The organism is Pseudophaeobacter sp. TrK17 (assembly GCF_042192375.1).
Classification (GTDB): domain Bacteria; phylum Pseudomonadota; class Alphaproteobacteria; order Rhodobacterales; family Rhodobacteraceae; genus Pseudophaeobacter.
This window is the reverse complement of record NZ_CP071700.1, coordinates 3,723,226-3,745,653: the sequence shown is the minus strand read 5'-3', so window position 1 is coordinate 3,745,653 and position 22,428 is coordinate 3,723,226. Positions and strand designations below refer to the sequence as shown.

25 protein-coding genes and 1 tRNA gene are annotated in these 22,428 nt (G+C 60.5%); 13 read left to right on the top strand and 13 right to left on the bottom strand.

Going from position 1 to position 22,428, the window contains the following annotated elements; all coding sequences use genetic code 11:
• Nucleotides 1-3: 3 nt before the first annotated feature.
• From cydX to JZI28_RS17805, 5 genes are all read right to left on the bottom strand, one after another.
• Nucleotides 4-141 (bottom strand): cytochrome bd-I oxidase subunit CydX, encoded by a 138-nt coding sequence (gene cydX / locus JZI28_RS17825; protein ID WP_375698458.1) that lies wholly within the window; start codon nucleotides 139-141, stop codon nucleotides 4-6.
• An 11-nt stretch (nucleotides 142-152) separates the two neighbouring features.
• On the bottom strand, nucleotides 153-1,316 hold the full coding sequence (gene cydB / locus JZI28_RS17820) for a cytochrome d ubiquinol oxidase subunit II (RefSeq protein WP_375698457.1): 1,164 nt from the start codon (nucleotides 1,314-1,316) through the stop codon (nucleotides 153-155).
• Between the two features lie 5 nt (nucleotides 1,317-1,321).
• Nucleotides 1,322-2,935 (bottom strand): cytochrome ubiquinol oxidase subunit I, encoded by a 1,614-nt coding sequence (locus JZI28_RS17815; RefSeq protein ID WP_375698456.1) that lies wholly within the window; start codon nucleotides 2,933-2,935, stop codon nucleotides 1,322-1,324.
• Between the two features lie 132 nt (nucleotides 2,936-3,067).
• A complete protein-coding gene (locus JZI28_RS17810; RefSeq protein WP_375698455.1) occupies nucleotides 3,068-4,714 on the bottom strand; it encodes an amino acid ABC transporter ATP-binding/permease protein in 1,647 nt (548 codons plus the stop codon).
• The gene (locus JZI28_RS17805) at nucleotides 4,711-6,330 is read right to left on the bottom strand and encodes an ABC transporter ATP-binding protein/permease (RefSeq protein WP_375698454.1); all 1,620 of its coding nucleotides are present in this window, start codon (nucleotides 6,328-6,330) and stop codon (nucleotides 4,711-4,713) included. The genes JZI28_RS17810 and JZI28_RS17805 overlap by 4 nt, the downstream gene beginning before the upstream one ends.
• A 123-nt stretch (nucleotides 6,331-6,453) precedes the next feature.
• On the opposite strand from JZI28_RS17805, the gene JZI28_RS17800 reads away from it, so the two are divergent.
• The gene (locus JZI28_RS17800) at nucleotides 6,454-6,915 is read left to right on the top strand and encodes an Rrf2 family transcriptional regulator (RefSeq protein WP_297338946.1); all 462 of its coding nucleotides are present in this window, start codon (nucleotides 6,454-6,456) and stop codon (nucleotides 6,913-6,915) included.
• Nucleotides 6,916-6,982: 67 nt separating this feature from the next.
• Here the strand turns inward: JZI28_RS17800 and JZI28_RS17795 are convergent, their stop codons facing one another.
• A complete protein-coding gene (locus JZI28_RS17795) occupies nucleotides 6,983-7,882 on the bottom strand; it encodes a LysR substrate-binding domain-containing protein (protein ID WP_375698453.1) in 900 nt (299 codons plus the stop codon).
• Between the two features lie 134 nt (nucleotides 7,883-8,016).
• Between JZI28_RS17795 and JZI28_RS17790 the strand changes: the two genes are divergently transcribed.
• Entirely contained in the window at nucleotides 8,017-8,685 is a 669-nt protein-coding gene (locus JZI28_RS17790) for an FMN-dependent NADH-azoreductase (protein ID WP_295448355.1), read from the top strand.
• A gap of 74 nt (nucleotides 8,686-8,759) precedes the next feature.
• On the opposite strand, the gene JZI28_RS17785 is transcribed toward JZI28_RS17790, so the two are convergent.
• The 7 genes from JZI28_RS17785 to JZI28_RS17755 are packed head-to-tail and all read right to left on the bottom strand — an operon-like array spanning nucleotide 8,760 to nucleotide 15,603.
• Nucleotides 8,760-9,452 carry an urea carboxylase-associated family protein gene (locus tag JZI28_RS17785; RefSeq protein WP_297338949.1) on the bottom strand — a complete coding sequence of 231 codons (693 nt, stop codon included), beginning with the start codon at nucleotides 9,450-9,452 and terminating at the stop codon, nucleotides 8,760-8,762.
• Nucleotides 9,449-10,348 (bottom strand): polysaccharide deacetylase family protein, encoded by a 900-nt coding sequence (locus JZI28_RS17780; RefSeq protein WP_375698452.1) that lies wholly within the window; start codon nucleotides 10,346-10,348, stop codon nucleotides 9,449-9,451. Before JZI28_RS17780 ends, JZI28_RS17785 begins: the two co-directional genes overlap by 4 nt.
• A gap of 1 nt (nucleotide 10,349) precedes the next feature.
• A complete protein-coding gene (locus JZI28_RS17775; RefSeq protein WP_375698451.1) occupies nucleotides 10,350-11,612 on the bottom strand; it encodes an amidase family protein in 1,263 nt (420 codons plus the stop codon).
• Nucleotides 11,609-12,727, bottom strand: coding sequence for an ABC transporter ATP-binding protein (locus tag JZI28_RS17770; protein ID WP_295448343.1), 1,119 nt, complete (start codon nucleotides 12,725-12,727; stop codon nucleotides 11,609-11,611). The genes JZI28_RS17775 and JZI28_RS17770 overlap by 4 nt, the downstream gene beginning before the upstream one ends.
• Nucleotides 12,727-13,545 carry an ABC transporter permease gene (locus tag JZI28_RS17765; RefSeq protein ID WP_295448340.1) on the bottom strand — a complete coding sequence of 273 codons (819 nt, stop codon included), beginning with the start codon at nucleotides 13,543-13,545 and terminating at the stop codon, nucleotides 12,727-12,729. The genes JZI28_RS17770 and JZI28_RS17765 overlap by 1 nt, the downstream gene beginning before the upstream one ends.
• 3 nt (nucleotides 13,546-13,548) lie before the next feature.
• On the bottom strand, nucleotides 13,549-14,430 hold the full coding sequence (locus JZI28_RS17760) for an ABC transporter permease (RefSeq protein WP_295448337.1): 882 nt from the start codon (nucleotides 14,428-14,430) through the stop codon (nucleotides 13,549-13,551).
• Nucleotides 14,431-14,487: 57 nt separating this feature from the next.
• Entirely contained in the window at nucleotides 14,488-15,603 is a 1,116-nt protein-coding gene (locus JZI28_RS17755) for a spermidine/putrescine ABC transporter substrate-binding protein (protein WP_353397027.1), read from the bottom strand.
• A gap of 230 nt (nucleotides 15,604-15,833) precedes the next feature.
• On the opposite strand from JZI28_RS17755, the gene JZI28_RS17750 reads away from it, so the two are divergent.
• The 11 genes from JZI28_RS17750 (at nucleotide 15,834) to JZI28_RS17700 (ending at nucleotide 22,425) form a co-directional block, all read left to right on the top strand.
• On the top strand, nucleotides 15,834-16,580 hold the full coding sequence (locus JZI28_RS17750; protein ID WP_375698450.1) for a LysR substrate-binding domain-containing protein: 747 nt from the start codon (nucleotides 15,834-15,836) through the stop codon (nucleotides 16,578-16,580).
• 224 nt (nucleotides 16,581-16,804) lie between these two features.
• Entirely contained in the window at nucleotides 16,805-17,284 is a 480-nt protein-coding gene (locus JZI28_RS17745) for a UPF0262 family protein (RefSeq protein ID WP_295448327.1), read from the top strand.
• Nucleotides 17,285-17,287: 3 nt separating this feature from the next.
• Nucleotides 17,288-17,746, top strand: coding sequence for a low molecular weight phosphatase family protein (locus JZI28_RS17740; protein WP_295448325.1), 459 nt, complete (start codon nucleotides 17,288-17,290; stop codon nucleotides 17,744-17,746).
• A 523-nt stretch (nucleotides 17,747-18,269) separates the two neighbouring features.
• Nucleotides 18,270-19,148 carry a carbon-nitrogen hydrolase family protein gene (locus tag JZI28_RS17735; protein ID WP_348150696.1) on the top strand — a complete coding sequence of 293 codons (879 nt, stop codon included), beginning with the start codon at nucleotides 18,270-18,272 and terminating at the stop codon, nucleotides 19,146-19,148.
• Between the two features lie 84 nt (nucleotides 19,149-19,232).
• The gene (gene infA / locus JZI28_RS17730; protein WP_005620785.1) at nucleotides 19,233-19,451 is read left to right on the top strand and encodes a translation initiation factor IF-1; all 219 of its coding nucleotides are present in this window, start codon (nucleotides 19,233-19,235) and stop codon (nucleotides 19,449-19,451) included.
• Nucleotides 19,452-19,628: 177 nt separating this feature from the next.
• Nucleotides 19,629-20,210: a Maf family protein gene (locus JZI28_RS17725; protein ID WP_375698449.1), complete on the top strand. Its 582-nt coding sequence runs from the start codon at nucleotides 19,629-19,631 to the stop codon at nucleotides 20,208-20,210.
• A complete protein-coding gene (locus JZI28_RS17720) occupies nucleotides 20,207-21,229 on the top strand; it encodes a ribonuclease E/G (RefSeq protein WP_295448285.1) in 1,023 nt (340 codons plus the stop codon). Before JZI28_RS17725 ends, JZI28_RS17720 begins: the two co-directional genes overlap by 4 nt.
• On the top strand, nucleotides 21,226-21,429 hold the full coding sequence (locus tag JZI28_RS17715) for a DNA gyrase inhibitor YacG (protein ID WP_375698448.1): 204 nt from the start codon (nucleotides 21,226-21,228) through the stop codon (nucleotides 21,427-21,429). Before JZI28_RS17720 ends, JZI28_RS17715 begins: the two co-directional genes overlap by 4 nt.
• Nucleotides 21,430-21,511: 82 nt before the next feature.
• Nucleotides 21,512-21,586 (top strand) — tRNA-Phe (locus JZI28_RS17710).
• Nucleotides 21,587-21,895: 309 nt separating this feature from the next.
• Complete coding sequence (locus tag JZI28_RS17705; RefSeq protein WP_375698447.1) at nucleotides 21,896-22,213, top strand: hypothetical protein; 318 nt, start codon at nucleotides 21,896-21,898, stop codon at nucleotides 22,211-22,213.
• A gap of 71 nt (nucleotides 22,214-22,284) precedes the next feature.
• On the top strand, nucleotides 22,285-22,425 hold the full coding sequence (locus JZI28_RS17700; protein ID WP_158441640.1) for a hypothetical protein: 141 nt from the start codon (nucleotides 22,285-22,287) through the stop codon (nucleotides 22,423-22,425).
• Nucleotides 22,426-22,428 lie beyond the last annotated feature (3 nt).

The window sequence follows — 22,428 nt, the reverse complement described above, 5'->3', positions numbered from 1 at the left end:
TTGTCAATGCTTGTGCTCTCCCATTGGGCAGTCACTTTCTTCGGCAAAGCAGGCATCGGTACGCAGTTCCAGCCACATGGCGTTCAGAACGGCAAACAGGGCGGCAAGCGGCAGGCCAAGAAGCCAGGCAAAATACCACATCGCGGTTCTCCTTAGTAAACAGTGTCGGTGTTATTGGTGACATCGGCTTCGGTAACCTTGCCCCACAGTACTTTGTAGACCCAGGCGGTGTAAGCAAGGATCAGCGGCATAAAGATCACCGCGCAGACCAGCATGATGAAGAGGGTCTGGTGCGAGCTTGAGGCATCCCAGACGGTGAGCGAGCTGTCGGGGTTCACGGTCGACGGCAGGATGAAGGGAAACATCGTCAGCCCAACCGAGGCGATGATGCCGGTAATCGCCATCTTCGACCACAGCAGGGTCGAGACCTCGTGTCCGGCCCGCAGCCCCCTGACCGCCAGCGCAATCCCGAGGAAGCCCATCATCGGGGCAACAATGATCCAGGGACGCGCCACATAGGCGGCGAGCCAGGATCCTTCCCGAATGACCTCGGAATAGAGCGGATTGGATGGGCCACCCGGCCCCACTTCGTTCGCCAGCGCAAAACCGTCAATGCCGACCGCCAGCCACAGACCTGCCAGCGCATAGCCCCCGGCGGCGACCATCCCGGCAGTGCTGCCGATGCGGCGGGCGCGCTCGGCGATCACGCCTTCGGTCTTCAGCGTCAGCCAGGCCGCGCCGTGCATCAGCAGCATGGAGAAAGATACGATGCCCACCAGGATTGCGAAGGGGCGCAGCAGGCCAAGGAATTTACCGTAGAAGCTGCCGTCATACATCGGCATCAGGTCTTCGGTCAGATAGAACGGAACACCCAGCAGGACATTGCCAACCGCCACGCCAAACAACAGTGCGGGCACCGCCCCCCCGGCGAACAGTGCCCAGTCCCAGCGCGCGCGCCAAGCGGCGCCTTCGCGCTTGGAGCGGTACTTGAACGCTACCGGGCGCACGATAAAGGCCGCCAAGACCACAAACATCGCCAGGTAGAAGCCGCTGAAAGACACCGCATAGAGCGGTGGCCAAGCCGCAAAAATTGCGCCGCCGCCGAGGATGAACCAGACTTGGTTACCCTCCCAGACCGGGCCGACGGTGTTGATAACAACCCGGCGCTCCACATCGGTCTTGGCGACAAATGGCAGCAGAGCGCCCACGCCCATGTCGAACCCGTCCGTCAGGGCAAACCCGATCAGCAGCACGCCCAACAGCGCCCACCAGATGACACGCAGTGTGTCGTAGTCGATCAGTTCATAAAGGATCATGTCCGTTACTCCGCAGGGGTGGTAGACGCAGCGGGCTCATTCGGGAACCCGCGCAGCCGCGCTTCGTGGCGGGCCTGCCATTGATTGGTTTCTTCGACGTCCTGGAACGGGCCTTTGCGGATGTATTTCACCATCAGCCTGATCTCGATCACAAAGAGCACCGTGTAGAAGAGGACAAAGCCCGCCAGTGTGATCAGCAGGTCGGCGATGGACAGGTGCGAGGCCGACATTGCTGTCGGCAGCACCCCGTCCACGGTCCAGGGCTGGCGGCCAAACTCGGCAACAAACCAGCCCAGCTCGGCTGCGATCCAAGGTGTCGGAATGATCGCCACGGCGGCATAAAGCGACCAGCGTGGGAACTGCATGTTCTTGAACGAGGCGCGGTAGAAAAAATAGGCCATCACCGCGATGAAGCTGAACCCAAGCCCGACCATCAGGCGGAAGGCCCAGAACAGCGGGAAGACGCCGGGCACGGTGTCTTCGGCGGCTTGTGCGATTTGCGCTTCGGTCGCGTCACGCGGATCTTCGACGTAACGCTTCAGCAGGAAGGCAAAGCCCAGATCATCAGAGTTCTGTTCGAAGACAAAGCGCGCTTCGGACGGAACGTTGCCGCGGTTTTCGCGGATCGCCATCAGCGCGTCATAGGCAATGATACCGCGACGGATCTTGTCTTCGGCTTCGGCCACCAGATCATTGATGCCGGGGATCTCTTGCGTCAGGCTTCGGGTTCCGATCAGGCCCATGGCCCAAGGAACATGGACCGCGTAATGGGTCTCGCGCGCCTCTTGGTCAGGTAGACCGATGAGCGTGAAAGAGGCCGGCGCCGGCTCGGTTTCCCACATCGCCTCGATTGCTGCGAGCTTCATCTTTTGCGTATGGCTGGCGGAGTAGCCAGACTCATCGCCCAGCACGACGACGGACAGCGCCGCCGCCAGGCCAAAAGACGAGGCCACCGCGATGGAACGCTGCGCCAGGTCTTTGTGCCGGTCCTGGATCAGGTACAGGGCTGAAACGCCCAACACAAAAACCGCAGCCGTTACATAGCCGGCCGAAACTGTATGAACGAACTTCGCCTGCGCCACTTGGTTGAACACCACGTCGAAAAACGAGGTCATCTCCATCCGCATGGTGTCTGGGTTGAATTCCGCACCCACGGGGTTTTGCATCCAGCCGTTGGCGATCAAGATCCACAGGGCGGAAAAGTTCGACCCAATGGCCACCAGCCAGGCGACAACCATATGCTGCACCTTGGACAGCTTGTCCCAGCCAAAGAAGAACAGCCCGACGAATGTTGCCTCCAAGAAGAAGGCCATAAGCCCTTCGATCGCCAGCGGCGCGCCAAAGATGTCGCCAACATAGTGCGAATAATACGACCAGTTCATGCCAAACTGGAATTCCATGGTGATGCCGGTTGCCACCCCAAGGACAAAGTTGATGCCAAACAGCGTGCCCCAAAACTTGGTCATCTGGCGCCAGATGGGGCGATTTGTCATGACGTAGACAGTCTCCATGATCGCGACGAGAATCGACAGACCCAGCGTCAGCGGCACGAAGAGAAAGTGATACATGGCCGTCATCGCAAATTGCAGGCGTGACAGCTCGACCAGTCCGATCTCCATTAGCGTGGTTCCTTCGGTTGATAATTCACATCTGATTTGCGAATTTTAGACCTTAATATTCCCATTTTCATATATGAGTATGATCTGGATCAAATTCATATCGTAGATGCGGATTTTATTTGCATCATGGCGTTACTCTTTGGTGATCGGCACGATCCGATCCGCCTGATCCCGTTCAGCCTGGCGATGGGCCGCGATCAAAATAGCAGCCTGGGGGCAAGCTTGCCGCAGGCCACGCATCACCGCGCAGGCTGTGTCATAGTCCAGCCCCTCGGTTGGTTCGTCCAACAGCATGAGCGCAGGGCGGCGCAGGATCGCGCGGGCCAAAACCAGTCGGCGAGCTTCGCCCCCCGACAGCCCCGCAGCACGGGGGCCGATGGGCAAGCTCAACCCACCACGCGGGCGCAGAGTATCCGCAAGGCAAACGGCCTCCAGCGCAGACCACAGGTCTGCATCACTTGCTTCGGGCGCGGCCAGCCGCAGATTCGCCGCTACGGTGTCAGCAACAAGGGCAGACCGCTGCGTCACCAAAACAGCAGCATCCGTCATGGCTTGGAGTGGTAAATGTGCCGGATCACGCCCGGCAAAGCGAACGCGGCCCTGCGCGGGCTTTAGCGCGCCGATGGCCAGCAACAAAACCGTGCTTTTACCACTGCCGCTGATGCCTTCGAGCACAACAGTCTCACCTGGTGCGACCGACAGTGAAACCGGCGCAAAAAGGCTAGTATTCGCCACATCAAATGTCACATCTTGCATCAGCAGTCCCGTCCCAGTTGCAACCGGTCTCGCTGCCTCGGATGTGGGCTCTGCGGCCTCTATCGCCGGGCGCACCCGGCGGGCGGCATGGGTCATCCGTCCGATCTCGGACAGGGCACGCCGTACCGGAGCGACGGCTTCGCCCAGTGCAAGGGCTGCAAAAACGCCGATGGCAGCGGTGGCCACATCAATCGTGCCGCCCTGCACCAAAACAATCCCGGATATGAGACAGCCAGCCGTCACAAGCCCCCCCACCATGTCCAGCAGAAGCCCTATCAGCCGCTCGATCTGGTCCAATTGGCGGCGCGCCTGTGCTGCTCTGTCAAAGGCGCCACAGGTCTGGACCGCCACATGTGGCAATTGCCCATAGACGGCCAAATCATCGCGCCCGGCCACAAGGTCGATCATGCGACTGCGCCCGGCCTGAAGCCCTGCTTCGGCCAAACGTGCGGGCCGCCTTGCGACACGCTGCCCGATGATGAACACGGCTGTCGGCAACAAAAGATACCCCCCGGCAAGGATACCCGCCACGCTGGGATGAACCAGCCACGCCAGCAACAGCGACACGGCAAGGATGGTGATAGCCCCCGCTATCGCCGGGATGACCAGCCGCAAAAGCGCGCCATCCAAGGCTTCGGTATCGGCGGCGATCCGGTTGAGTTCCGAAGTGGCGCGCAACTGCTCCAAGGCTCTGTGGGGGCGCGTCAGCAGCCCGCGCAGCATTGCGATCCGTAGCTGCGAAATCGCCCGCAAAGTGGCGTCATGGGTCAATACCCGCTCGCCATACCGGGCCGCCGTGCGCCCCAGTGCGAGAAACCTCACCATGGCCGAGGGTGCGAAGACGTTGAAAACGATGCCAAGTCCCGCGATCCCGGCTGCGGCGGTGGCCATGATGAACCAGCCCGACAGGGCCAATAGGGCAACGCCCATGACTAACACGGTAACGGCAAGAGCAAAGCCACGGGCCAGGGCGACGCGTTCGGCGCGCAGGATGCCAAGGACGATGGCGATCAGATCGCTCATGGTGCCGCCCTCCCCGAGAGGGTGAGTCGTTGTGCCATCCGCGCGGCTAAAGACATGTCATGGGTGGCGACCAGCAGCGTCCCGCCGGCCTGGGCAAAGCGCACCAGGCTGTCGCCCACCAGACGCGCTGTTTCCATATCAAGATCCGCTGTGGGTTCGTCCGCGATGACCAGCCCCGGCCCCCCATGCAAAGCACGGGCCAGCGTCACGCGTCGGCCCTCACCACCGGACAGGCCCGCCCCCCGCGCGCCCAGACGGGTTAGGTCTCCACGTGGCAAGGCATTGATCACACTTCCCAATCCAGCGGCGCGCAGGGTGTCGTCCGAGATCGCATCGCCAAAACCGATGTTGGAGCGCAGGGATCCGTTCAGGAAGTGGGGCGCTTGCGGCATCCACCCGATAGAGGCCCGCCAGGCATCAGCATTGTCGTCCGACAACGGCAGGCCATCAACCAGGATGACGCCGCTGTTAGGCCGTTCCAGCCCCGCGATCAGGCGCAATAGCGTGGTCTTGCCCGCACCGCTGGCCCCTATGACGGCGAGGCTGTCACCCGGTTTCAGCCGGAAATTCGGATAGGTAATGCCGTGATGTTGCAGATCACAGGTCGCGAGCCACGGCATCTTGGCCAGGGGAGCTGCCAGCCCTCCGTGCCCCAGCCGCTGCGATCGCGGCTCATCTCGCCAGGCGGCGATTTCATCTATCACCGCATCGGCCCCGGACCGGTCATGCCAAGCGGCAGCCAAGTCGCGCAGAGGTTGTAAAAACTCTGGCGCGAGCAGCAGCAGGTACAGACCTGCCGTCGGGGTCAGCGGCGTGCCCCAGCCGCCCCAACTCAGCTCGCCCAGCAGCGAGAACCCCACCCAGATCGCGACCATGGCCACGCCGAGAGCCGAGAACAGCTCCAGTACTGTCGACGATAGGAAGGCAATGCGCAGCACCGCCATGGTCCGCTCGCGCAGGTCTTCGCTCGCACGGGTGAAGTTTTCAACCGTTGCTGGTCCGGCGCCGATCAGCCTCAAATCGGACAGAGCCGCAAGCCGATCGACCAGCAAGTCGTTCATTTGCCCGACGTCCTTCATTTGACGTGCGCTGGCCTCCTTGGCTGCCCAGCCCACCAATGCCATGAAAAGCGGAATCAACGGCCCGGCCAGCAGCAGCGCCAGCGCCACCGCCCAACTGTGCCAAAGCGCGATGCACAGGATCACCGGCGGCAGCACCATCACCCGCATCCTGGCAGGACGATACCGCAGCAGGGCGAGGCGCATGGCTTCCGGCTTCTCGGCGGTCAGCGCAGCCAGGGCACCTGCTCCGCCAAGCGCAGATGGTGTGGCGGCTCTTGCCTCTGCCGCCACGATCTCCTCCCTGAGCGCGCCAATCTTTGCCTCCGCCGCCAGGCCCAGCAGCGCCTGTGCTGCCATGTCGATCAGGGCGCGCAGCCCCCACAGCAGCAGGATCGCGACGCCGGTGCGCAGAGGGGAGACGGGCTGCCCCGCCATGAGCCTGCCGAAGACCCCGGCGATAACGGCGGCAACAGCCAACCAAACGAGGCTGGAGACCACCGACAGCAGGCTGCCAAGGGTTTCTCTGTCCAGGGGGCGGGGGATGAGAATCGTCATGGTGCGCCATTTATTTGGTATCCTGGATGCATATTATGGGCATTGCCGTCCGGGCGATTTGATCTGGCGCAAGGTCTATTCCACATTTTTGCTGCAGGTTGAGCAAACATCCAGGGGATCACCATGCGACTAACCATCAGGACGAACCTTGCCGCGCGGATCCTGATGGTCTGCGCCGAAAACCCTGAGCTCCTGCTCAAGACCGCGGAGGTCGCGGCGCTGTGCAATTGCTCCACCAATCACGCAGCCCATGTGGTTCAGCGCCTGCAGGCCGAAGGCTATGTGTCCACGCTGCGAGGCCGCTCTGGTGGTTTTTCGCTCTCGCGCCGGGCCGAGGACGTCTCAATGGGAGACATTTTTCGCCTGTTCGAGGCTGACATTCCCTTTGCGGAATGTTTTGACGAAGCCAGCAACACCTGCCCGCTGCGCGGCAGCTGTCGTCTGCAACGCTATATCGAACGCGCGCTGGACGCCTTTTATCACGAACTTGACCTGGTGACGCTGCGGGACCTGGTGCAGGGCAATTGCGGTCTGAGCGCACTGTTGACGCTGAGGCCCGAGTTGCCGGCTTCTTGCGCACCATGAGCCCGTCGCCGTGCTGCACCGAGGTCTGACCTCCGACGGCCCTACAACGTACTGATCTGCGCGGTGTTCAATGGTGAAGCTTGGTGTGACAGGCACGCGCCCATGACGCAAAGCGCTCCATTTCGGCAAGACGCGGATGGTCGCTGCGGCTCACCGCCCAGAACGTTCTGCCGGGCAATTCTGTCTCTGACAGGCGGACCAGCTGCCCGGCGGCAATAGCGGCACCGGCCAAAACGCTGGAGGCGAGGACCACGCCCTGACCTGCAAGCGCCGAGTCCATGGCGTTTATTTCCTCGGAAAAATGCTGTGTGACCTTTGGCACCGCCTTTCCCAGCCCGGCGGCGTGCGACCAGCGCTGCCAGCTCGGCGAGGCCTCCGCGCCGCCGCTCCAGCGGTATTCGATCAGCGGCAGGCGCAGAATAGCGGCGTCGTCGCGGACCGGGTTCCGACCCAGCAGGTCCGGCGCGCAGAGCGGGATCAGACGGTCTTGGAACAGCGGCAACCATTCACCTTCCGGCTCTGGCTGGACGGCATAGCGCACCGCAAAGTCGACAGCGCTGCCGGACAGATCCACCGGTTGGTTGTCGGCCTCGACCTTCAGATTGAGCCCGGCCTCGCTGCGCAATGCGGGCAGCCGCCGCATAAGCCAGAGGCTGGCGAAGGCCACGGTGACGGAAACCGTCAGGGGGCGGTCCGTCTGCAACTCTGAAATCCCCGAGATGGCATCGGCCATGCGGTCAAAACTCTCCCGCAGGACCGGGTACAAGGCCTCCCCTTCTGCCGACAGGCGGATCGGACGCGGGTAGCGGTGAAAGAGTTTCACCTCCAGGATCTCTTCGAGCTGGCGAATCTGATGGCTGATCGCAGTGGGCGTCAGGTGTAATTCGGCTGCGGCGCGGGCAAAATGCAGATGCCGGGCGGCGGCTTCAAAGGCGCGAAGCGCGTGGAGCGGGGGCAGGCGCCGCATGGGTTCTATCCTTTTTGTTCGGGGGGGAACCCTGGATGAATTTCATTCACCCAGGCCATGAGAAATTCGCTTTCGCCAGAGGCTTGGCCGCTTGGTAGGCAGGGGGTGTAGTGCATAGACACAGGAGATTTCCCATGCCCACTCTGTTGCGAATTGATGCAAGCGCCCAGCTTGAAGAACGCTCTCTCACGCGTCACCTGACCGGGCTGTTCACCCGGAACTTTCTGGAGCAGGCGCCAGATACGAAAGTGATCACCCGGGATGTCGGTTTGAACCCGATCCCCGCGATCGATCATAAATTCATTCACGCGGCGTTCACCCCGCCTGAGGAGCACGAGCCGTGGATGGCCGAGCGTCTGGCACTGTCCGACGCGCTGGTCGATGAGGTGATCGCGGCGGATATCGTCGTTCTTGGGGCGCCGATGTATAACTATGGCATGCCGACCGCCCTGAAAGGCTGGATCGACCACATCGCGCGAATTGGCCGGACCTTTTCTTTTGATCTGGCCCGTGGCGACACCCCGATCGAGCCGATCCTGTCGGGCAAACGGCTGGTTGTGCTGTCCTCGCGCGGCGAGTTCGGTTTTGCTCCGGGCGGTGTGCGGGCACACCTCAACGCGCTTGACCCGGCGCTGGCGGCTTGCGCCCATTACTTTGGCGTCGCGCAGGCAGACATCGAGACGATCGCGATCGAATATCAGGAGTTCAAGGACGCGCGTCACGAGGCGTCGGTTGACACGGCAGAGACCCGTACCCGTGCGCTGGCCGCAAAATTGGCGGGTGCGGCGGCGCAGGCCGCCTGAGATACCCGTCTGAGACGGTAACATCCGGGGGCGCGGGTTTTGCTCCGCGCCCCCAATTTGTTGTGTGGCCAGGCTCACGCGGAGGGGCGGTGCAGCTTGACTTCCAGCGCGCTTGGCTCCGCCTCTTCGCCATTGATCGGCAGAAGATCCATCGGACAGCAGGAAATCACCACCACAGCGTCCATTTCAGCGCGCAGCAGCACGTGGTCGCCTTTGCTCGAGACAGGGGGGCGCCACTCCATCGCGCCGTCGTCGACCACTGGGGTATTCATCCAGAGGTTCAGCGGGCAAGGCACCGATGTTGGACGCAGGCCGATGGCCGCCAGCGCCATGCGCAGGTTGTCGGTGCAATTGTCGTGATAGCCCTCATGGCCCAATTGGGCATAGCGGTGAATATCGCAGGAGGCGACCAGCGTGTCGTGAACGCCGGGCGAAGTGTCCTCAACCAGGGTCAGGATCGGGCGCCGCCGGTTGGTCACCAGCGCATCACCAGGGCGTGGAGAGACCCGCCGCAGCGTCGGGCGCAGGTGCTCCATCGACAGGTATTCGTTGCAGTCGCCCTCGGCAAAGGCCCAGAAATCGCCGATCTGGTTGCCGTCGCGGTTCATAACCGACAGCAGCTCGCCCTGTTTCAGCCGCATAGCCCGGCCTTGGCGGGCAGGAATGGTATATGTGGTATCGGGGCTCAGGCGACCATTCTCTGCAAGTGTGTGATGCGCGCTCGGGTTTTCACCGTCGGATCGTGCAGGCTCAAAGGGGGGGGTCATTGTTTTTTCTCCATCAGGACGGGATGAGTATAGGGGGCTGCGGGTTCGCGGTGCGGCTGCCAGGTGCCTTCGGCTTCCTGGCTTGCGGCGTAGGCGGCGATCTCTTCCAGCGGTGCGAACCAGACGTCACCTCGTGACAGAACCTCTTCGAGCCAGTGCTCTACCACCCGCCAGCGGGCCAGCCGCCCGGTCAGGAACGGATGCCAGATACCGATCCAGAGCCCACCGGCCTCGTATTGTGCCTCGAACTCCTCAAAGGAGGCTTCCAGCCCGCGGCGCGGCGACATCACCGGCATCTTGTAGCCGATCTCATCAAAATGCGCGAAAGGCGGCCAGTCATCACTGCCCCAATGCACCGGCAGCTCGTAGAGAGACCCGGATGCGGTGTCGATGCGATAGGGCAGATCGTCCGCCATCATCGAGCTGTCATAGGTGAACCCGTGCTGCACCGCGAGCGACAGCACCTCGGGGGTGACATTATAGACCGGAGCGCGATAGCCGCGCGGGGTGCTGCCGGTCAGGCGGCGGTGAACTTCAAGTGCGCGCTCGAACCAATAGGTTTGTTCCTCGGCGCTTTGTTCGGCAGGGTCTTCGTGCAGATGCCCATGGTGGCCGATCTCATGCCCGCCCGCGAGGATCGCCTCGACGGTTTCGGGGTATTGTTCCATTACCCAGCCGGGCATGAAAAAGGACTGTTTGAGCCCCAGCCGCCGGTAGGTCTCAAGAATGCGCGGCACACCGGAATTCGGCCCATAGCGGCCCATGCTGATCGGGTAGAGGCGGCGGTGCCCGTCGTCGGGACGGGCGATGTGGATCAGGCTGTCGGCATCAACGTCAAAGGTGATCGCACAGGCACAGCGGGCGCCGTTTGGCCATTTTATCGGGTTTCGGATCATGTCAGGTTTCCTTTTTCATCAGCAGCGTTTCGACCATTGCTGCCGTGGCGAGCAGGGTGCGGTCGCTGTCCGGTGGGCCGACCAGCTGCAGGCCCACCCAGCAACCCGTGTCGGTTTGTCCGACGGGCAGGGAAATAGCGGGAAGATCCAGCAGGCTGGCGGGCATGGTCAGGCGCAAAGCCGCAGCATTAGTTGCGGCAAAGGTTTTGGGGTTTGCCAGCAGCGGCGCGAGCAAGGGCGCCTCGATTGCGGCGGTGGGCAGAAGGTAAATGGTATCGGCCCTACGGATGGTTTCGCGCTGGGCTTTGGCTCCATGCACGACCTGGGCGATCTTGCCTGGATCCAGTTTGGCTGAGGCACGCAACCGAGCCGCGACAAACGGGTCGAGACGACAGAATTCTGCCGTCTCAATAAGGTTTTGATGGGTCTGCGCCGCCTCGAAGGCTCCCGGCCAGCCACCCGCGTTGATTAGTGTCAGCGCCTTATCCAGCACCGACTGTCTGCTATACTCCGTTCGCACACCGGCCTGTTCCAGGGCCGTTACCGCCTGTTTGCAGCGCAGCGAGACCGGCGTGGCCACCCCGTCACCGTCGAGCAGGTCGATGGCAATCGCCAGGCGGTTGGCCGCGTCCGGGCTGGTTGTGTCGCCGGATAAAATGGCATCCAGCGCGATGATATCGGCAACCGTGCGGGCAAAGCTGCCAACCGTGTCAAAACTGGGGGCCAGTGGCATCACACCGCCCATGGGATACCGCCCGCGCGTGGGCCGAAAACCCACCACGCCCTGAAACGCCGCAGGCACCCGGCAGGAGCCTGCTGTATCAGTGCCGACAGCCAGCCGGGTGATCCCCCGTGCGACAGACACCGCAGCCCCCGAGGATGAGCCGCCCGGAACACGCCCCTCTGACATCGGCGTCCCGAAATGCGGATTATATCCGATCCCGGAAAACGCCAGTTCCGATAGATTGGTCATGCCGATGCTGACCAGCCCGGCCTGGCTGGCACGCTGGACCACCTCCGCATCTGCCTTGGCGGGCGCGGCCTCGCGTCTCAGCAAGGATCCGGCGGTCGCTGTGACGCCCTTTACCGCGATCATGTCTTTCCAGGACACTGTTGCCCCATCAAGCGGGCCCAGTTTGTTGCTGCGGCCGTCGCTCTGGCGGGCTTGGGCTTGGGCACGGTCGGGCAGCAGAGAGAGAAAAACCTCGCCTTCCTGCCCGGCCCGTCGCAGGGCGTCCATGGTGGTGTCGAGAGCTGAACTCATGCAGCCCTCACCTTGGGGGCTCCCCGTGTTTGTCGCGCCTCTTCCAAAACAAAACCGTCGTCTGGATGCCAGGAGGCATAGACCCGCGCCCCGGTGCGTGCGTCCAGCTGATCAAGCTCGCGTTGCTGAACCTGTGCCACCAGGCTATGGCCAGATGTGGTTTCCAGATGCAGATTGACAACCGCACCGGCAAACTCCTCTGATATCAGTGTGCAGGCGATTTCGTTTTCGCCCCAACCCGGGGTGACGGTCACGGATATTCTGTCAGCCCGTATAGCCAGATCCACAGTCTCGCCTTGGGAGAGCCCGGTGCAGTTGGCCAGCCGGACTTTGCCGTCGCGTGTTTCCAGAAAGCGATTGCCGTCCTCTTTGCCCCGGACCTTTCCTTCCAGCAGGCTGATGCCGCCAACAAACTGAGCGACAAATTTGCTGCGGGGACGCAAAAAGATGTCCTGCGGGCTGCCAATTTGTTCCACCCGGCCGCCGTTCATGATGACAACCCGGTCAGCCAGCGAAAAGGCTTCGGAATGGCTGTGGGTGACATAGACAAAGGTGATGCCGAGCTCGCGCTGGAGCGTCTTCAACTCGCCCTGCATTTTGATCGCCATATGGGCGTCCAGCGCCGAAAGCGGCTCGTCCAAAAGTAGAACTTTGGGTTTCAGCACGAGGCTGCGGGCCAGGGCGACGCGCTGGCGCTGACCGCCTGACAGACGCGCGACATTGCGCTCTGCGTAGGTGGAAATGCCCAAACGCTCCAGCCAGTCATCGACGCGGCGCTTGCGCTCGGGCCCGGAAATGCCGCGCATCTTCAGTCCGAACTCGACGTTTTCCCGCACGGTCATGAAGGGAAACAAGGCCAGGCTTTGCCAGACCATGGGGGTTTCCCGCTCCCAGACCGGCAGTTGGTCGATCCGGTTGCCTGCAAGCGTGATCTGGCCACGGTCGGCAGTTTCAAGACCGGCAAGCATGCGCAGGGTCGTGGTCTTGCCGCAGCCAGACGGCCCCATGATCGCAATGAACTCCCCCTGGGCAATATCAAGCGAAAACTCTTCGACGGCGATGAAGCTGCCATAGGACTTGGCAAGCCCGTCCATTTTCAAATGCGCGTTGGTCATTATGTCTCCTCCTTGGACATGGCGCCGCCGCTCTGGCTCAGAACCACGGCAAGCGCGATCAGAACCAGTGTGAGCGTGACGGAAAAACTCATTGTGCCGATGACATGGATCGTCGGGTCGACCTGTCCCTGAAGCGTGGTCAGAACCGCAACGGGAATGGTTTCGTTCAACCCGCCGGTGAACCAGGCGATTACGTATTCGTCGAACGACACCGCAAAGGTGATGAGGAAGGCTGCGAGAATGGCCGGCAGCGTGTGCGGCAGCACGATCCGGGCGAGCGCGGAATGCGGCTGGGCGCCGAGGTTCTGCGCAGCTGTTTCCAGTGTCTCGTCCAGCTGGGCCAGCCGCAACCGGCATATCGCCATCGCAAAGGGCGCGGCAATCACCACATGGGCGGCAACCACAGCCATCAGCGTACCGGCGATACCAATGCGGGAGAAAAAGGCCAGCATGGCGAGGCCAAGGATGACCAGTGGCACCGTCGGCGGCAGCAAGGCCAGCGCCAGCACGGCCTTCTGGCCAAAGAACCGAAATCGATAGTCTGCATAGGCGGCGGCAAATCCCAGCGCGGTGGCGATCAGCGCGGTGATCGCAGCAACCGTCAGGCTGTTGCCAAGGGCCTCCAGCATCGCGCGGTCGGTCAGGACCTGGGCATACCATTGGGTGCTGAACCCGGACATATCAAGGCTCGGGAATCGGTCAGCGCTAAAGGAAAACAGCACTGCCGACAGAATCGGCGCATAGAGCAGCAGGAAAACCAATGCCAGCCCGGCGATCCAGAAGGCTTTGGGCAAGGAGTGTTTCAGATGCGGAGGCATGTCTTATCCTTTCTCACGATAAGCCCAGAGGACGGTTAGGAAGGCGGTGACCAGCAGGCTTGCGATCATCAGCAGCGCCACCACGGCGGCGCGCGGCCATTGCTGACCCGCCCGAACAAGATCCGTCACCAGGATCGGCAGGGTCTGGAAGGCGCCACCACCAAGATATGCGGCGCTGACGAACTCGGCGTAGGACAGCAGAAAGGCAAACAGCAGCCCCAGTGCAAGACCGGGCCGGGCCGCGGGCAGGATCACACGGAACAGGATTGCTGCGGGCCGCGCCCCAAGGTTGGCGGCTGCCGAAATCCCCGTTCTGTCCACATTGGCAAGGGCGATGGTCTGCAGGATCAGCACGACCGGCAACGCCAGGGTTGCATGACCGAGAAACAGCGCGAAATAGGTGTTGAGAAGGCTTTCGCCTTTGCCACCCAATGCTTGAACAACCGAAGAGATCACGCCGCCCTCTGTCAGGAAGACCTGCCAGGAATAGATGCGGACAAGATAGCTTGTGAAAAACGGCGCGATCGCGAGCCCCAGAAGGATCAGCCGCTGACGTGGCGCAGCGACAAAGGCCATCGCGTAGGACGCCGGAAAGGCCAGGAGCGAAATCGCGACAGCGCTGGCCATCGACAGGCTGTAGCTGCGCCAGAAACTGGCCCAGAGAAAATCAAGGCCCAGAACATAGCGCCAGGCCGACAATGTAGCGTCCGGTGTCAGCCGGTAGTTCACCACCGACCAGAAGGAAATCGCCACCAGCAAGCCAAGCGGCACGGCAAAGAACAGCAGCAGCCAGACGGGCAGCGGCAGGACCCAGAGCGCCTGCCAGGCGCGGTTAAAAAGGAACCGGCGCAACGAGGTGCGGGCCGGTATAGCAGGGGCAGTCATGTCGGTATCTCCCATCGGGTTGCGGTCCCGGCTGCAGTGCCGGGACCGGACCGGGCATCAGGCGTTCTTGTAGCGGGTCCAGGCGTCGTTCCAGGTTTCCAATGGTTGCTGCACTGGAAGCTCCCGCAGGCGGATACGCCCGGCGCGGATCTCATCGAGCGCATTTGGACCGTTCAGCACCATGTTTTGACGCTGTGCCTCACCTGGCAGTTCATCATTCAGCCGGGCCCAGCCCGACCGCGTCGGGATCATCGCTGGATAGGCCTTGAGCGTGGCGGTTTTGACCTGGCCTTCGGGTGACAGCATGTATTGGATAAATGTCCGGGCCAGATCCTGATTTTTGGACCCGGCACCAATTGACAGGGACTCGGTCCATTGCAGGCCACCTTCCTCGGGGATGGTGGTGGTGACATCAGCACCATCGCGGGCCAGTACGCCGGTGATCCAGTCGCCGATGCCGGGGATCGCAGCGACCTCGCCGGAGCGCAGCGCCGACAACATCCCGCCGTAGTCATAAAAACCGCGCACCTGAGGCCGGAGCGACATCATCGTTTCGGTCAGTTTTGACCAGCGGCTCTCATCAAGGTCGAAAGGCGTCTCATTTCCGTTCACCAGGCTCAACGTTCCAAGGTTGGGCAGATGCCAGTCAAAATGGCCAATCCGCCCCTCATGCTTAGCGTCCCACATGCTGCGATAGCTGCGGGCTTCGGCCTCGCTCATCGCGGCGCGATTATGGGACAGCCCGAGGAACCCGAACCGCAGAAAGACCGCATAGGGATCACCGTCAAACCAGTGGCCACGGAAATTCTGAAACTCCGGAAAAAAGTCGTCAAACGGATAGTCTTCTGGTGCCAGGGGGGCGATGAAGCCGGCCTGCTGCAATTGCACCACGTATTCCGCGTCCGACAGGATCACATCGTAAGTTCCGGCCGGAGACTGGGCGATTTGCGCCAGCATCTGGTCGCCACCGACGTACTCCTTGGCGCGGATCCGCACGTTGTGTGTTTCCTCGAATGCACCGATCGCGTCGGGGTCGGCATGGCCTGCCCAGGTGAGCATTGACAGGTCGCGGCGGCCCTGCGCTCGCAGAACGGCCGGGGAGGCGAGGACGGCGGTAGCCGCGAGCCCCCCCTTGATCAATTGGCGCCGAGTGGTAATAATGTTGCGTGTCATTTTGTCCTCCCTTTTCATTCCACAAGCTTCAGAAAGAGGAGGCTTAAAAACAAATGACCATTCTTCAGGCCATGCTGAGTTTTCTTTTCACCAGGGATGGACGCCATGCGTAAGCTCCCGCCGTTAAACGCAATTCGTGCCTTCGAAGCGGTCGCCCGAAGGCTCAGTTTTGCTGATGCGGGGGGGAGCTCGGCGTCACCGCGACGGCTATCAGTCACCAGATCAGGCATTTGGAAGCCTATCTCGGGTTCCAGCTGGTCGAACGCCGCCCCCGCCAGATCGCCCTCACGCCGGCCGGGCAGGAGCTGTTTCCCAAACTGCAGACGGCCTTTGATACCTTGGGCGAGGCCTTCGCAATGCTCGACAAGGATGTCGAACAATCGCTGGTCCGGGTCACAACCACCTATGCTTTTGCAGAACGCTGGCTGGTGCCGCGCCTCGGGGACTTTTTCGACCAGCACGGGGACATCAGGGTCGAGGTCGAGACCGATGACGATGTGCTGGACCTGCGAGCTGACCGGCTGGACCTGGCGATCCGGTATGGCCCTCACACCGCTGTGAGTGAGCAAGCCGAGGTTTTGCTTTCAGACCGCTATATCCCCGTCAGCCTGGCCGAGTGCCCGGACACCGGTTTGCAAGACACTCGCTTGCTGGGGTTTCGCTGGCGTAATCCGGAGATGGGCGGCCCGACCTGGGAGGAATGGTTCAAGGAAGCCGGGGAGGCATTCCCAACGGACCAGATCACCCGTTTCAGTGATGAAAGTGCCGCTTTCAATGCGCTGGATCAGGGGTTGGGGTCGCTTCTGTCCAGCAGTGCGCTTGTCGCGGACGGTCTGAGCTCAGGCCGCTACCGGCAGATACCCGGTCCCGAGCTGAGCGGCTTTGCCTATAGCCTCGTGCTCAACCCACTGTCGCGCAACAAGAGAGGCGTTAAGATATTCGCCGATTGGATCATGCACGCCGCCCAACAGGCGTGAATACCAAGCCTCTGGCAGCATCTTGCGCCTGTGTTTGTTCCAGCTTCATTTGGCCCAAAATACCCTCGCCCAAGGTACAAAGACTTTTTTGCTGCTGCTTTTTGTAGTCATTATAGGTCGATTTTGTTGTCCAGGCACCTATTGGGGCAACTGTGCATTTGCTCCGGGCTGCACCATGGATTAGAGAGAATGTTGAACCGCTTTCCCGACAGAGACCAAAGCCCATGAGCCGCATCAGTCAAATCGAGTTGGATGACCGCAATCTGCCACCGCCGACAGCGGAGATCGAGCAGGAACGAAAAGTTGCGATTTTTGATCTGATCGAGGAAAACTCTTTCACACTCCCTTCGCGTGGGGACCGACCAGTTGTGGATGGCCCCTACCATCTGGGTCTTGCCATTCGTGAAAAACGTCTCGTGTTTGACCTGCAAACTGAAACTGGGGAAAAGGCTGCAGAATTTCACCTGTCGCTGTCTCCTTTCCGGCAGGTGGTGAAAGATTATTATCAGATCTGCGAGAGCTACTTTTCCGCTGTAAAAACGCTTCCTCCCAGCCAAATCGAGACCATTGATATGGCGCGGCGCGGCATTCACAACGAGGGCAGCCGGGTGCTGCAAGAACGCCTGGAAGGTAAGGCAGAGGTCGATACTGATACTGCCCGCCGCCTCTTTACGCTTATTTGTGTGCTGCATTTTGGGGGGTGATGGGTGAGCGCGTTACCGCAGTCCGTATTGTTCTGCTGTGATCATAATGCGGTCCGCTCGCCTATGGCTGAGGGGATCATGAAGAAGTTCTATGGCACTGGCACCTATGTGCAGTCTGTCGGCGTCAAAAATGATCTTGAGATCGACGGGTTTTGCGTCGCGGTCTGCCAAGAGATTGATGTGGAACTGTCGCGCCATCGGTCGCGCTCTTTTGACGAGATGGAGCAATGGGGCGATGATCTGTCATCCTTTGATCTGGTCATCGCGCTGTCGCCTGCCAGCCAGCGCCGCGCCTTGGAATTGACGCGGGTCTTTCACCTGGATGTTGAGTACTGGCCAATCATGGATCCCACCGGCCTGGGCGAGACACGTGAAGCCAAGCTGGACAGCTATCGGCAAACGCGTGACCAGATTATCCAGCAGCTGACGGCGCGCTGGGGCGAAGCAAGCGAAATCATATAACCCGGCCCTGTGCCCGCCGTAATTGCGGTACTGTAGGTGAAATCATCAACCTGCCGGGTGGGGCTGTGCGAAACTCTGTCTCAATACCATGCTACACATCCTGCAGTGGCTTTGATCCGGGCCAGGTTGTCGCCCGCGCCGAATCGGTTTTGTCGCATCGCGACCGGAGGAGGCCCCTGCGGGTGGCTTTTTTTGATCCTCGTGCCTTCCATGCTGGCGCGCTGCCATTCAGTTTTGGCCTTCTGCAGCCTTTAGCCCCTCAGCACACTGCCTGAGGCCAAGCCACTACACAGCCCGCTGGAACGCGTATTGGGCCTGCAAGGCCATGCGCCGATTGCCAGGGCTATGACGCGGTTTGCGTGCAGGGATTTCGCAAATCTTGTGTCCCAGATAAGACGCTATAATTCTGGGCGCGCGCTCTGACGGCAAGGCCTTGAGGTTCAGATAGGCCAAAGGAAGAGTTGCCATTTCTCTATTGGTCTGGCCTGTTGTGGGAAGCCAAAATAAGTAAGGATCTGAGCTTATGAAAATCGCAACCGCTGCCTACCCGCTTGATTGGCTCGACAGCTGGGCACAGTATGAAGACAAGCTTGCAGCCTGGGTGGCAGATGCCGCAGGCCAGGGCGCTGATCTTTTGGTTTTCCCCGAATACGGCGCGATGGAGCTGTCCACCCTGGATGGCCCAGGTGTGGCTGCGGATTTGCAAGGGTCTATCACTGCCGTATCCGACCGCATGGACGATGTGGCGGCACTGCATCAAAAGCTCGCTGCCGAATATAATGTATATATTTTAGGGGCTTCTGCCCCGGTAAAGGCTGGTTTTGATCTGCCGGTGAACCGGGCTGAGTTTTACAGCCCCTGTGGCGCCCGGGACCATCAGGATAAGCAGATCATGACCATGTTTGAGCGTGATCCCTGGCAGATCGGTGCGGGCGGGCCATTGAAACTGTTTGATACCGCCCTCGGCAAGATTGGTGTTTTGATCTGCTATGACAGCGAGTTTCCCCTTTTGGGGCGCGCTTTGACGGAGGCGGATATCATCCTGGTGCCTTCCTGTACCGAGGCCCTGGCTGGGTATTGGCGGGTCCGCATTGGCGCCATGTCTCGGGCACTTGAAGGACAATGTGTTACGGCGCATGCCTCGGTTGTTGGCACCGCGCCCTGGTCGACATCGGTGGAGGTCAATCTCGGCATGGGGGGGGTCTTTGGGCCACCTGATACCGGCTTTCCTGCAACCGGTGTTATCGCCGAAGGGACCCTTGGGCAGCCAGGCTGGACTCTGGCGGAGGTTGACCTGAAAACCATTGCAGATGTGCGTGCCGCAGGGGTGGTGCGCAATCGCAGCCATTGGCCAGAACAGGAGCAGAGGATAAAAACCTCTAGAATCCTTCTCAAGCCGTGATTGCGCCCTTGAAATATTGGGAGAATAGGCTCATTTAGTCCCAGTTCCCGCAGCTAGGCGGGGTAATATGAATATGGAGACAACATGGCCAAGGAAGATACGCTCGAATTTCCCGGTGTCGTGAAGGAACTCCTGCCTAATGCGACGTTTCGGGTCGAGCTGGAAAACGGCCATGAGATCATCGCACATACGGCGGGCAAGATGCGCAAGAACCGCATCCGTGTTCTGGCTGGCGACAGGGTACAGGTGGAAATGACCCCCTATGACCTGACCAAGGGCCGGATCAACTACCGCTTTAAGTAAGCTGTTGATCCGCCAATTGAACCAAAGCCCGGCCATTGTGCCGGGCTTTTGTATGTGCGGCCCTGCAGGTCGCAGCCTCTGGCAGGAATATTTGCGGAAAGATGAAGCCAGGGGCTGCTCTTTCTTGTTTGAGTATTCCGCTTTATGACGGGGTGAAATGGAAAAGGGGCCAAAGCAATGGCATTTATTCTGGGATCAGGCAGTCCGCGGCGGCTAGAGCTTTTGGCGCAGCTGGGTGTTGTACCCGATGCTGTGCGGCCACCGGATATCGATGAAACACCTCTGGCACGAGAGCTCCCCCGTGCCTATTGCGCCCGGGTCACCCGCGAAAAAGTCAGCGCTGTCCCGGCAGAGGCCGATGACGTTGTGCTATGTGCGGATACCACGGTTGCCTTGGGACGTCGCATATTGGGAAAGCCCGCTGATGCCGGACAGGCCGCTGAGTTTTTGCTGGCCCTTGCGGGACGCCGCCACCAGGTGATCACTGCAGTCGCCCTGCGTCGCGGCGACCAGCTTTGGCAGCGTTCGGTGGTGAGCCAGGTCAAAATGAAGCGCCTGTCCGACGCCGAATTGAACGCCTACCTCGCGAGTAATGACTGGCAGGGCAAGGCCGGAGGGTATGGTATTCAAGGCCCGGCTGGGGCCTTTATTCCCTGGATCAGCGGGTCTTTTACCGGAATCGTTGGCCTGCCCTTGGCAGAGACCGCAAATATGCTGCAAGCCGCTGGCTGCAAGCTTTACAAGGAGGCCGCCGCATGAAGGGTCGCTCAATCATTCTGGACCATATCCAAGGCCGCGAAGCCGCCGCTCTTATGGTGGACGGAAAACTTGATGACTTTCTGATCGATGGCGATGCACCGCTGCCGGGCACCATCTACCGGGCCAGGGCCGATCGCCCGGTCAAAGGCCAGGGCGGCATGTTCCTCTCCACCCCGGACGGCCCTGCATTTTTGCGACAGGTCAAAGGGTTGGCGCCTGGTCAGATGCTGTTGGTGCAGGTGTCCGGCTATGCGGAGCCTGGCAAAGCCATCCCCGTGACCCAAAAGCTACTGTTCAAAAGCCGCTATGCCATTGCCACTCCCGGCGCGCCGGGGATCAATATTTCCCGCGCCATTCGGGACGAAGAGGAACGCGACAGGCTGTTGGAAATTGCCCATGGTGCCCTGGAGGGGGCGGACTATGGCATGATCCTGCGGTCAGCCTGTGCGGGGGCAGATGCGGATGAGGTGGCTGAAGACATCGCCGCCATGGCGGATCTGGCCTCCCAGGTGCTTGCGGATGCAGAGGGCGAGATGGAGGTTCTGACCGAAGGAGACGGCCCCCACCTACGCGCCTGGCGAGAATGGTCGCAACCAGCCGAAGTGTTTCGAGAAGCTGGCGATTTTGAACACCACGGTGTTCTTGATGCGCTGGATGTTACGCTCACCATTCGCGAATCGCTGCCCGGCGGTGGCCATCTGTTTATCGAACCAACACGCGCCCTGGTGGCCGTAGATGTGAATACCGGCAGCGACACCTCTCTGGCGGCCGGAACCAAAACAAATATCGCCTGCGCCAAACTTCTGCCCCGCGCCCTGCGCCTGCGTGGCCTTGCGGGTCAGATTGTGATTGATGTTGCCCCCATGCCCAAAAAGGACCGCAGCACCTTCGAGAGCGCATTGCGCGCGGCTCTGCGCGCAGATAGCGAAGAAACGACCATGGTGGGATGGACCAATCTGGGCAACTATGAGCTGCAACGCAAACGCGCCCGCGTTGTCCTGTCGGAGCTGTTGTCATGAGCTGCCCGATTTGCGGACTTGCAACCAAGCAGGCCCATCGCCCCTTTTGCTCAAAGCGCTGCGCTAATCTGGATTTGGCCAACTGGATGAATGGCAGCTATGCCGTTCCGAGTAATGACCCTGAAGACATTGAAAACGCAATGAAAGAAGCAGAGGATCCGGAACTCAATACGGCAAATACTCCGCCAACGCAGCATTAGTATTTTTCTTTCAAAAACCCTCTGGACACCACCGCGTGGACATCATAGAAGGCCCACACCCAAGGTTTGAAGCCTTTCCCGTGCCCGGGTAGCTCAGGGGTAGAGCAGTGGATTGAAAATCCTCGTGTCGGTGGTTCGATTCCGCCCCTGGGCACCATTTAAACAAGACAAAACAATAGCATAGCCATCGCACAGTTTTTACTTCCTGTGTTGCACAGTCATCGCACAGTTTTGGTTGTGCGTTGGTATCTGACTTGGCTGGGTGATTTGCTGTGTTGACCACAGTCTTTGAACAGAGTGTTTGAACACAGTGTTTGCCCATATTTTTCAAACACATTCTTCCAAAACCATGCTGTAACAGCCGCCTCAGCGTTTTTTTCAGGGTTCACCCGCTTCTGAGTGCTTTCCTGAATGACATCACAAACACGCAAACTTACTGTGTGATGAAGCTGGAAGGACACGTGCCATGGCCACATTGAACTCAGATACCCACCTGCTGCTTGACGGTGCCGTTAAAGTTTACAAGCGCAACAATACAAAACGCTGGCAGGCCACGTTTCAGATTGAAGGCCACTGGGTGCGCATCAGCACGGGCAAGCGTGATTTGGCTGAGGCCAAGGACGTGGCCCGCGAACAATACATGGACTACAAATTCCGCGCCAAACACGATCTGCCTATTGTGACCAAGCGATTTGAAGACGTGGCACGACTTGCCATCACGGATATGCAGCGACAGTTAGATGGCGATGCAGGGCGCAAAGTGTTCAAGGATTACATCAACTGACATTCCCCAAGTGGAACGTCCTCCCGCCCACCTTGCCGCTGTTCTGCGCTCCTATCAAGCCTCTTGGACCCATGGTGCCGTTGTTCGGGCATCTGACGCGCGAACTGAGCACGATTTCCGGTCTCGGGGGCGAGGTTGATCCGGATATTGGTCTGACCGACCCCCGTATGGATAGACCGGTTGAGCCGCTTTTGTTCAGGTTTTATGATTAACGA